Annotated in this window: 4 protein-coding genes and 2 pseudogenes; all 6 read right to left on the reverse strand. The window is 53.8% G+C overall.

Annotation, left to right across the window (positions count from 1 at the left end; genetic code table 11):
* Window positions 1-23 precede the first annotated feature (23 nt).
* Window positions 24-2,393 (reverse strand): annotated as a pseudogene (locus ACFYU8_RS31510) (type I polyketide synthase); the annotation flags it as partial.
* An 18-nt stretch (window positions 2,394-2,411) separates the two neighbouring features.
* Window positions 2,412-3,440, reverse strand: a pseudogene (locus tag ACFYU8_RS31515) (class I SAM-dependent methyltransferase); the annotation flags it as partial.
* Window positions 3,440-9,265: an SDR family NAD(P)-dependent oxidoreductase gene (locus ACFYU8_RS17335; protein WP_390301190.1), complete on the reverse strand. Its 5,826-nt coding sequence runs from the start codon at window positions 9,263-9,265 to the stop codon at window positions 3,440-3,442. The pseudogene ACFYU8_RS31515 and the gene ACFYU8_RS17335, both read right to left, overlap by 1 nt.
* A gap of 22 nt (window positions 9,266-9,287) precedes the next feature.
* Window positions 9,288-10,034 carry a polyketide synthase gene (locus ACFYU8_RS17340; RefSeq protein WP_390301187.1) on the reverse strand — a complete coding sequence of 249 codons (747 nt, stop codon included), beginning with the start codon at window positions 10,032-10,034 and terminating at the stop codon, window positions 9,288-9,290.
* Window positions 10,035-10,040: 6 nt separating this feature from the next.
* The gene (locus ACFYU8_RS17345) at window positions 10,041-10,805 is read right to left on the reverse strand and encodes an enoyl-CoA hydratase/isomerase (protein WP_390301184.1); all 765 of its coding nucleotides are present in this window, start codon (window positions 10,803-10,805) and stop codon (window positions 10,041-10,043) included.
* The gene (locus ACFYU8_RS17350; protein WP_144619016.1) at window positions 10,805-12,055 is read right to left on the reverse strand and encodes a hydroxymethylglutaryl-CoA synthase family protein; all 1,251 of its coding nucleotides are present in this window, start codon (window positions 12,053-12,055) and stop codon (window positions 10,805-10,807) included. The genes ACFYU8_RS17345 and ACFYU8_RS17350 overlap by 1 nt, the downstream gene beginning before the upstream one ends.
* Window positions 12,056-12,077: the final 22 nt, after the last annotated feature.

The following is a 12,077-nucleotide window of genomic DNA, read 5'->3' on the forward strand; positions in this document are numbered from 1 at the left end:
AAAGGGACCTTAACCGCATCTGGTTCAGAAGCAGCGAGCCAATAGCGTTCCTTAGCAAACGGATAAGTCGGCAGGCTCACCCTGCGCGGAGGTTTGCTGCCGTAGAGCTTCTGCCAATCGATTTCGAACCCTTTCGTCCAAAGATCAAGCAACTTGCCGTACTTTCCCTTGGCAAACCAGGCATCAATCGCCGTCTGCATATCATCGTCCGCAGCCAGTGCTTGAAACGAATTTCTTCCCCGCTTAACCTGTCCGCGATAAATACCGGGGCCGGCGCCAAACATCCTGTACTGTTCCAGCTTTTCCTTTAGCTCCGTAATTGACGCTGCGGTGAAGGCTAAACGTTCCTCCATCGCCTGCCGGCCAATCTGAAGCGTAAACGCAATATTTGCAAGCTCCTCATTCCGCCATGCCTTTGCCCCGATGGCTTCGGCGAATTGGCGGACGTTCGCTTCCAGACGCTCCTCGTTCATCGCGGATAAAACGATGATTGAAGCGTGCTGTGCTAAGTCCGGACGGTCTTCGGCCTTCTCTGTGAACTCTTGGACGACAAGATGGGCATTCGCTCCTCCGGCACCGAAGGAGGATATGCCGGCGATGCGGGGATACGTGATCGTTTCCCCGTCCAAGGCAACGACGGGCCGTTTCCATTCCGTCAGTCGCTGCTGCACCGCAAAAGGCGTCCGCTCGAAGGCGATATTCGGGTTCACTTCGTCCGCGTGCAAAGTCGGCGCAAGCTGTTCATGCTTCATTTGCATCAGCACCTTGGTCAGTCCCGCTATGCCGGCCGCGCTCTCACAGTGGCCGATATTCGATTTAACGGATCCGATCGCACAATAGCCTTGTTCTCCGGCCAGCGGCGAGAATGCTCGCGTCAGCCCCTCGACTTCAATCGGGTCACCGAGCGCCGTTCCAGTACCATGAGCTTCGATATAGCTGACGGCACCCGGATGTACGCCAGACCGCTTTAATGCGTCTTGGATCAACTGCGCTTGAGCGGAAGCGCTGGGTACCGTATAGCCGTTCGTCCGGCCGCCGGCATTCAGCATGCTTCCTTTTATGATGCCGTAAATATGATCGCCGTCCGCAATCGCCGCATGCAACGGCTTGAGGACAACCGCGCCTACACCCTCTCCATCGACGAATCCATCGGCTTGTGCACCGAAGGATTTGCATTGATCACCGGAGGAGAGCATGTTCATTGAAGTTAGCCTCTTGTAGTGGACGGGATCTACAATCAAATTAACGCCGCCTGCAATCGCGCATTCGCTGGTACCGGAATAGATACTCTCGAGCGCAAGATGGATCGCAGTGAGCGAGGAGGAGCATGCCGTATCGACAGCCAGGCTCGGCCCCTGGAAATTCATAAGATAAGATAGCCTGTTCGCAATGGACCAGAAATTCGCCCCAGTCGAATAATTGCCGTTCATCACTCCGACAAAAACACCAACCTTACCGGAACGGCTTAGACGTTCCGGGGTATAACCGGCATCCTCTATACTCGCATAAGCGGTTTCCAAAAAAATCCGCTCTTGCGGGTCCATTCCTTCGGCTTCCTTGGGCGCAATCTGAAAGAATAGCGGGTCGAATTTGTCGATATCATCCAGGAATCCGCCCCATTTGCTATAGACAGCGCCCTCCTTGCCCCGCTCTTCATCGTAGTAGAGTCTCCAATCCCACCGGTCGGATGGAATTTCGGTAACGCAATTTGTTCCGTGTTTAAGGTTTTCCCAGAACTGTTCTACATTCCGTGCCCCCGGATAACGTCCGGACAAGCCGATGATCGCCACATCCTGTTTGCCTGCCGCTTCGCTCTGTGACATTTCGATGACCGCTTGCTGTTCGTTGATCGGCTCAAGGGCTGCCGGTTCAATATGACGATCTGGCGCTAGATTGCTATCGGGCACTTCTTGCGTATCTAAAATTGAGCTGCCTACTGCTTGTCTCTCCATTCCCGTGAAGCGAAGCATCTCCTCCGGATGGGCTTGCAGCAAATAGTCGGCTAGCGCATTAATCGTTGAGTGCTCGAAAAATAGCGTACTGTTTATTTTGGCGAAATAAGGCCGGAGTGCTTCCGTAAGCTGCACGACCAGAATCGAATCGATTCCGTATGTCTCTAGCGACACGTATGTTTCCATGCGCTGGTATGGAATTTTCAGCGTTTCGCTGATGAGCGCCTTCAGTCGTTCTCTGCCCGTCTCGCGGAGCAACTCCTGGCTTTGTTCATCCTTTTTGGCGGGCAGCGTTGTAGGAGCAATCGGCTTCTGCTCGGGTTGTTCTTCTTCAGCGTTATCCGATCCATCCTCTTGACTTCGTATCCGGATTACACCGTTGCTTTCGGCTGCTATAATCTGCTGTCCAAGACCGTGTGAATGCTCAGCAGGGAAAAACACATCGGGGAAGCCCTCCTCCTCCAACAGCGAACGCCACGAATCGGGTGTCAAACCCGGTGATCCCGGCATCCGAAGCTCTTGATCCTCATACAGCCACCAGCCTTCAAGCAGACCGAACGTCAGGTGGATGAACAGATTGCTGCTGCTCATTTCATTGAGGAGCAGCAGACCGCTGCGCTTCAGGACCGTCTTGACGCTTCGGATCGTTGTCTTCATATTTCGAGTTGCATGCAGCACATTGGTTGCAATCGCAAGATCGAATGCGCCTTCCTCAAGGCCCTGCACCGCCGCCGGCTTCTGGGCATCATATAGACGATAGGTCAAAAACGGGTATTGCGGTCCGTACTCATGCTGGGCATGAAGCAAAAACGCTTGAGAAATATCCGTATAGCAGTATTCTGCAATATGCTCCTGCAGCGGTTTAAGTCCGGCCAGCACCCGTGCGCTTGTTCCGCCCGTTCCTGCGCCGATTTCCAAAATGCGCAAGCGGACAGCAGGATCTTCTTGAACCCGTTCCCTAATAAACGCAAGCGTAAGATCCGATACGATCTTATTGAAGTAATCCGCGATATGATTGTTTTTGTAGACACCCTCGACAAGCGTCATCGATCCGTTCGGGAATATAATATCCGTAGCGGCCGTATTTCCGCACAGCACCTGCGGAAGTGCTCGGAGTGCAGCGTCGACAAGGATCATTTGCGCGCCGGAATCCGGGTGATGCCTCCACTGCTCCAAATGCCGATCCCAATGAGCCCAGACGTCTGCATAGTCTTCTTTCCGATTCGAATCGACGACGTATTCGCCGACAACCTCCGATATAAAGCCATAGCGAAGTAAATAATCGATGCTAGTCTCCAACCATCTGTCGTAAAGCCGAGATTGGCCCAGCAATCCGGCCAGCTCCTCCTTGGATTGCCGCTCTCGGTTAAAGAAGCCGGCAGCTTGCAGCTGCACCCAAAGAAGCTTGACCAGAAGCTCTTCTTCCAGGCGTTTCACATCCCGTATGCTCTCCACCATACCGTTCACCTGACCGCTCCTTTCGTCCATTACGATACACCCAGCTTCCCTCTTATATCTGCGATCCTATCCGCCAACTCTCTGAAGCTCCTGTGCCGGATGACCAGCTCCGGCGTTACATCTATTCCGAGCCGTTGATTGATCATTTCCGTGAGTAAACTCATCTTAACCGGATCAAGGCCGTATTCCGCTAATTCCGCGTCGGGTTCTATGTCCTGTTCGTCGACCTTCAAGAGCATTGCTACTGCTTCCCTCACGAGAGACAGCACCTCTGCCCGCTGCTTCGCATCCGGGATGCTTCCCGTCTTTTCCTCTATAGGTCGTGCTGCAGACGAGAGGGCTTGAAAGGGAGCCGGAGCGAAGACGCTTCTGATCCTGCTGATGACTGATCCGAAGCGTTCAGGTAGAACCGTTATATGCTGGTCTGCGGCGGTTTCCTCTATATACAGCGGCTTGGTCGTTTTGACGAAGCACAGTTGATTCACCTTCCCGGCAAGCAGTCTTTCCACGACGTCCATGGCTTCGTCCGGCTCGACGGACCCCATTCCGATCCGGGCCATTTTCTCGCGGAGAGCCTCGGTTGAAACCGTCCCCACACTTCCCCAATACCCCCAATTGATCGTCTTGACGGCACAAGACCATTCGGAGGCGAGCTTCGCTGCGAAAGCGTCGCTAAAAGTACACCCGGCTGTGTAATTGCTCTGACCACGCGATTTCAGAAACGAATTAAAGGATGAAAAGAACAAAACAAAATCCAACTGCTCACGATCAAATACTTGAGCTGTTCTTACAGCTGTGCCGTTTTTGGCTGCATACCCCGCTTCAAACCGCTGCTCGTCCATTTTTGCCAAACTTTGATCGAGCAGGACGATCGCGGAGTGAACAATGCCATGAATACGCGTATACCGCGCCTTTATCGTCTCGTAGGCCTGTTGAAGCGATGCCAAATTTGCCGCATCCGCCCGGATATAGGATGGCGCAGGTCCAAGATCCCCTAACCGTGCGATCTTAGCCCGAATGGCTTCATCCATCTCTCTGCGGCCAATCCACACGATTTGTGCTTGATAGGTACGGATCATATACTCGGTCCATACCTCGCCAATGCCTCCGGCTCCCCCGATGACGACATAAACGCCGCCGTGCCGGTAAGCGGTACGCTCCATCGGCAAGCTTTTGACAGGAACCAACATCTGCTTGTACCAATCGCCTTTTCGGTAGCCCCATGCGTTTCCCTTGGCATCCCTTGGCAGCGATGGCAGAACGTCCAACGGCAGTTCGTCCTTCAGGCCTATATCTAACAGACAAACGCTCCAGTTCGGATATTCCTTCGCCATCGACCCGACCAAACCATGGACACCGGCATGTGCAAAGCCAGATGTTTCGCCTGCACGAATCGGCTGAGCCTCCACGGTGATGATGGACCAGTGCAAGGGCCTCGATCCGAAGCCGATTTCGAGCAGTGACTTTATTAGCCTAAAAAGCTGGAATACCCCATCCTTTTGTTCGCTGATAATACCTTCGTCCCGCACGGTTTGAATCGGATGAACCGGCGAAATCCATATAATATGCTTAAGATCGTTATAGTTGCTCAGCTTCTGAGCCATATCCTCAATCGAAGCTTCGTTTTCAAACGACAGCGGCTGAGTCGCGGGATACCTGTGGTTGATTTGGTTTATTTGCTCTGGCGTTCCGCCGATCACGATGTCGGCATCCGGAACATGCTGCAGGGCTGGCGCTTCGTTGAATGCGGCAAGTTCCCAGGTAGGAAGCAGAAACAATCCATCAGGTAATTGGTGAGAACCATCAGTCTCGGCTTGATGGGGGTTAAAGCTCCATGCCCCTGATTTCCCTGCACTCTTGGTTGCCAATCCCCGCATGGCCGCACAAACATGGCCTTCCTCGTCACACAAATCGATATCGAAGACGCGTAGCGAATCTCCCGAAGCTTCTGCTTTCCTTATGCGAGTGACCGCCCACATCTCTGAAGTACAAGGACGGTAGACCGTAAGCTCCTGAATCGCAAATGGCACATAGGGCCCGTTTGCACAAGCGTCGATTTGGCGTCCATGATTGTGCAGGGCGAAGCCGATCGTGGACTGAGCGGCAGCGTCGAGCAATACCGGATTGCATCCAATCCGCTGCGTCTCGTCACTCAAGGCGGCCGGCAAATGAATCTTAGCGATCGCACAATCTTCGCCGATTTCAATCGTCTTTACTGCTCTATAACCTGGACCATATGCAATTCCCATATTTTCGAAAGCGCCATAGCACGTTTCCGAATCCAGCTTTGCGACCGAGCATTGGGCGCGAATGGCCTGCACGTCCAGCTGAGGAGGGGCAGAAGCCGCATGAATAACAGCTGTCCCTTTGCTATAAATCGGGCCTTCATTCGCATCAGCCTTCGAAGGTCCTGCCAGAATACAAAATGAAACTTGGTTGTCACCCTCCTGCGTTAAGGAAACATGAAGGTGTCCGGCCGTCGCTTTCGCAATAAAAGGCCGCAGCCATACCACATTTTCCAGCGTAATGGCCTGTCCCTTATGCACGTAATCGGTCGCAAGCTCGACTGCAGCACGGGCCATCTCAAGGTAGGCCATTCCTGGCATGATAGACTGTCCGGAGACAACATGGTCTCGCAGCAGCGTCTCCTCATTTGTAAAAGAAGCGCTGAACCGGGTCTTCCCTAACACCGACGTATTTCTGTGCACAAGCGGATGAAGACGCTCAGTCAAAATCTTCGTATGGAGCGGGTCCCGGTCTGAAGCCTTCGCTTCAAGCCAATACCGCTCCTTCGCAAACGGATAGGTCGGCATGTGGATGCGCTCCCCCCCGTTCACCAAAGGCAGCGCTTGTAAGCCCTGCACCCACTTCTTTGCGGCATCGGCAAGCTTTACCGCTTGAGAGGAACTGGTCTCATGCTCCGATGGAAGTTCTTCGCTGGATGCGATCGCATTCCTTATCTGCCGTCTGTTTACTTTCCCAGAGAATACACAAGAAGAAGGCCTCCGCAGCAAATGGTCCTCCATTGCCTGCAGGAGCTCCTCCTTCGTGTTTGCCGTGAACGCCGCACGGACATCCATCTCTTCCCTCCCCGCTTGCAACGTCAACGCCACATCTGACAAACAAATGTCTGTTTCCCGCAGAAGGAAGGCTTTGAGGGATGCGACAGCGTCGTCCAGCCCATCTTCGGTCTTGGCCGATACCGGGAATAATAGCGGTTGATCCATAGGTGGGGCCGAATGTCCGGGCGATTCCGGATTGTATTCCTCAATGACCATATAGGCGTTCGTTCCGCTAAACCCGAAGGAGCTGACGGAGGCCCGTCGAATGCCGGATTCGATCTCCCACTTCTTCAAGGACGTGTTTACAAAGAAGGGGCTTCCATCAAGTCGGATATGCTCATTCAAGGAATCGAAATGAATGGTTGGCGGCAGCATACGGTGCTTCAGCGACTGTACGACCTTGATGACGCCCGATACGCCGGATGCCGCGAGCAAATGACCGATATTGCTCTTAATGGAACCGAGTGCGCAGTAGCCTTTTTTGTCCGTATATGCGGCGAACGATGCCGTAAGGGCTTCGACCTCGATCGGATCGCCGAGCTTTGTTCCTGTACCATGTGCTTCGACAAGCGAAATGGTTTCCGGGTTAATGCCGAATTTATCAAAGACGGATTTCTCCAGCTCTTCCTGGGAAGCGGCGCTGGGCGCTGTAATTCCGTTTGTCTTCCCGTCCTGATTAATACCCCAGCCGCGTATGACGGCATAAACCGGGTCTTTGTCGCGGACCGCATCGGACAGCCGCTTAAGCAGCAGCACGCCCGTTCCTTCCCCCGGAACGAATCCGTTCGCCCTGTTATCGAACGTATAGCAACGCCCATCCTTGGACAGCATCCCGGATTTGCTCGTCATAATATGCATGGCCGGTCCGCTCATGATATTAACGCCTCCGGCCAACGCCATGTCGCAATTGTCCAGGAGCAAGCTGCTGCAGGCCTCGGAAATCGCGACAAGCGAGGAGGAGCAAGCGGTGTCGATCGCCATGCAGGGACCCTTCAAATTCAGCAGGTAGGAGATGCGTGCGCTTAAAATGGAAACCGAGGTCCCCATCAGATTTTGCGCATGGAGCTCTTCTCCTCTCTCCATACGTCCGTAATCGCCGGTGCCGCATCCGGCAAAGACCCCGCAGCGGCTGCCGGACAAGTCGGACGGACGCAGTCCGGCATTCTCGATGCATGCCCAGCTGTTCGCCAGGAATAGCCGCTGCTGCGGATCCATGTATTCCGCTTCCACGGGCGATATTTGGAAAAATAACGGATCAAATTTGTCTGCATCCTCCAAGACGCCCATCCATTTCGAATACGTTTTGCCCGGCTTCTTCGGATCGGGATCGTAGTATCGCTCGAGAGACCAGCGTTCTGCAGGAATCTCGGATACGCAGTCTTCACCTTTGCAAATGTTGTCCCATAATTCGTCAATATTAGCTGCCTTGGGGAATTGGCCTGACATCCCGATGATGGCAATGCCATCCAGATCAGGCATTTTCCGGCTTTTCTCCTTGGGCATATCTTCCTGGCTACGGACGGCCGCTTGCGCACTGTGCAATTCAAAGGATTCCTGCCTCTGACTTTTCTGCCTTCGCATCCGCTCGATCAGCTCGTCGGTCCGGTCCGTCATGTCCTCCGCCATACGGCTTATGACGACTTTGCCGATATGCTGCCCACTGCTGACATATTCAAGCGCCTCTTGAATTCGCTGAAAGGGGTAAATCCTGGATACGATGGGTACGATTTTCTCCGTTTGAAGCAGGTCAACCATCACATGGAGCAATTCCTTGTTAAATCCCTTCTGGGCACTTAACCGCCGTAAATCAATGCTATGAATCGTTTGGTTATGTACAAGCCCGGAAAGATCCAGATTTCCGCTCGTCTTCAGCGCATGCACGGCCAGCTCCAGGTAGCGGCCAGAAGGGGCCAAACAATTCAAGCCCTTCTGAATCGCGTCCCCGGCCAGCATATTTAGCACAACATCAACCCCGCGGCCATTGGTTAAGGAGGCGATTTCCCGATCAAAGGGCGAGGCGCTGTAATCGATCGCCGCAGCAACGCCAAGCCTATCAAGCAGATCGAGCTTTTCGGCTTTGCTGCTCGTGCCGTAAATCTTGCAGCCTTTCAAATTCGCCAGCTGCAGGGCGATAAGGCCGCAGCCGCCTGTCGCCGTCTGAATGAGCACCTGCTCGCCGGGCGCAAGCTTCCCTGTCTCGAAAGCGAGATAGACTGTGGAGAAAACGACAGGCAGACTGCACCCATCTTCAAACGTTATGTTGGCAGGCTTCCGTACGGCATTAGCGGCGGCAACGTTCACTTCGCTGGCATGGCCGCCCAGCTGCTTGCCTGTAAGAGCGATGACCTCATCGCCGATCCGGAACTCCTCTACGCCTTTGCCGATGCGTGTGACGATTCCGGCTACTTCAAACCCCGGCACGAATGGATAGTCGGGCATCGTCGGGTATAGCCCGTTTACGCACATGATATCCGGAAAATTAACCGCCGACGCCATGACTTGTATCGTCATTTCACCAAAGCTGGGCTCCGATACAGACCATGGCCGCAAAGAAACCTCGCTGATGTGATGAACGTTTGACACGACTAGGCCGGCAGAATCCGATTTCGCTGACTGCCGGCTGTCGACTTTCAATCCCGCTTTCTCCGGTTCCGGACTGCGGGAATCGGCTTGGTCAGCTGGAGACGGGATTTTCAACCCTTCGGCAGCCTTCAGCGCCATAATTCGACGCTTGGCATCTTCAGAACTAACCTCCCCCGCTTGCAAAGCGCTAAGTATCTCTTGAATATTCACCCTCACACCCCCTGCCTGTTCGCTATTTGCCAAATAAGGATAGAATCTTGTCCCGAACTTCTGTCTGATGGAAGGTTAGCTCATGCATCGCGACTTCTTTCTCAATATAATTCGGGAGCTCGGCTCGCATCGTCTCAACCAGATGGTCCTTCAAAGTAACCAACGAAAGGCGCGGCTTTTCCGCGAGCTGCCGCGCCAGCTCCAGAGCATGGCTCATCACTTGGTCCCGGGGAAGGACCGCGAAAGGCACGCCTCTCTTCTCCAGATCCGCCCCGCGGTAATTGCTACTGCTTAGCAGCATTTCATTACCCAGGCTCAATCCCAGCTTTCGCGGCAAGATGTACGTTGCGCCCATTCCCGGTGTGAAGCCGTATTTCATGAAATTGGCCGTATAGACACTCTCACGGCTCATGACGACAAAATCGGCAAACATTCCGATCACAAACCCGCCTCCGATCGCATGGCCCTGCATAGCGGATATGACGGGAACCGGGCATTCCAACGCCAGGCTGTAAATGTTGCTGTCCGTAAATTTCAATTGCCCTTCGAAAATGGCAAGCAAAGCTTCTTGCGTCCCGCCGGAAGCAAAATAAGTATCATACCCGGTCAAAATAACGGCTTTATACCGCTCTGTTTCCTTTACAGTTAGGAAAGCATGCGCCAAACCCTTTACCAGGTCGTCGGAGAACGTGTTTTTGTATACGCGGTCCTGCATGGTGATCCGTGCGATACCCGGCTCGATTTCACGTAGCTCTACAACCGGTTGCATTACACATCAACCTTCCCATGGAAATTGGCCTTTATTGACAAAATTATAGATAGCTGCGAGCGTATCCGGGTCGGCAAACATGGTTTGATTCGCAGCTATTGCCAGCTCCCTGCCTTCCCGGATTAAGGGCTGCAGCTCAATCATATAGCGTTTGTACTTCGCAATCCCTGCCTTCGGTAGACGCTTCAATCGAAGCAGATGACGGCGCAGCAGCGACTCGCTTTCCGGCTCCCAGGCATCGATCAACCCCCAGCGGAGTGCGGTTTCCGCATCGAAGGCCTGTGTCATTAGCGTCATATAATGCGCGCGCTGCATGCCCGTTTTTTGAATAAGAAACGGCATCACACAAGCCGGATACAGACCGAACAGCAGCTCGGACAGGCTGAATTGGGCCGTCCCGTCCGCCAGAACGATATCGCTTGCGGCGATAAAGCCAAGCCCCCCGGCATTTGCCTTACCCTTGACGTGAGAAAGAACGATGTACGGTCCGGTCCGCATTCTCATCCATAACGCATACAGAGGTTCAGGATTGCTTCGCATGGATCGGCCTTCTGCCATATGAGCGTGAATCTCCTGGAAATCTGCGCCCGTGCAGAATGCATGAGGCAGACCTTCCAGCACGACAACCGTCACTTCTTCCTCGCATTGGTCCAGCACGCAGCCCAGTTCCTCTACAAGCTGGTCATTGATCGCGTTGTCCGCTTCGGGCCGGTGCAGTCTGATAAAGCATACGGTTCCCTGATATCGAACATGCAGCGTCTTAAACTCCATTACAGCCACCTGTAAATCCGATGGAAGTCCCGGATCTCTTCCAGGTAAAGCCGTTGCTCGCCCCGCACAGATGCGGGTATACCTTGCAAGTCGAGCTTCGCGTTACGAGTTCCAAACCGGATGCCGTGACCGCTTCTCAGCATCGCTTCATATTCGTCAAAGCCGAGCAGACGGCGCTCCTGCAGACGTTCGCTCAGCTTGAATTTACGCAGTGCCGCCTGGCTTTGACTTGTGGCGACACCGCTGTAAAATTCCGAGCAGCAGCCGGAGCCGTACGAATAACAGCCGATCCGCTTGGGCGTATCAAATGTCCCATGCTCGATTAGGCCTGCCAGTGACAGGAAAACGGTGCCGCCCATGATATTGCCGACACGCTGGCAAAATCGAATGCCGGGAAGGACACGCTGATTAAAGTCCGCGTCGATCTCCGGCGCTTTGGCCTTCGCGATTCTTCGCATCATTGTGCGATGCGCGCCCTTCACCATACCGCCGAAGGGAGTATGAAACGCTAAATATTGAAACGTATCCTTATAGTCGGCTTCAGGCACCCGCGATTTGTAGGCCATAAAGGTTTGTTCGCAGCAATCCAAATACGTGGACAGCGACAAATCGGAATTGCCTGCTTCACTGTCCGGCATCGGGCGGCACGTATCCATCACTTCATAACCGTAATAACCGCTCGCGCCCGTATCGATTTGGAAGACATACGGCGTATCGCTGACCAGAAGGGCAACAGCTCCGGCTCCCGCGCTTAGCTCTGCATAGGACCAGTCTTCGGTCAGCGAGCTCCCGCCCTTAGCCACGAAAAAACGGGATATGTCCGTGGCGATCACCAGCGCCTTGGCCCCCGGGGATGTGCCGGAGAGAATAAATTGGACCGCGGCATGCAGGCCTGCTGTTCCCGAATAGCAGGCCTGCTTGATTTCGTACATCCGGCATCGGCGATTTAAGCCGAGATAATGATGGATATACGTGCTCATCGATTTGCCGAAATCGATGCCGGATTCCGTACAGGTAATCACCAGTTCGATCCGGTTCCGCTCTTCTTCAGACAGCGAATCCACGATCGGCTTCGCGGCATTGACACCGAACGTAATAGGGTCCTCGTAAGACAAGGCAACGGTTTTCTCGAGCATCATCAGATTCTCGAACCGGGCAGTATCCAATTGACGCCTTGCTGCAAGTTCCGGGACATCCAGAAAAGCAGTACCGCCAAAAACATTCATCGCTTCTATTCCAACTTGAGTCAAGCCCCATTCTCCTTTTCCGTTC

The organism is Brevibacillus sp. NPDC003359 (genome assembly GCF_042878995.1).
Lineage (GTDB): Bacteria > Bacillota > Bacilli > Brevibacillales > Brevibacillaceae > Brevibacillus.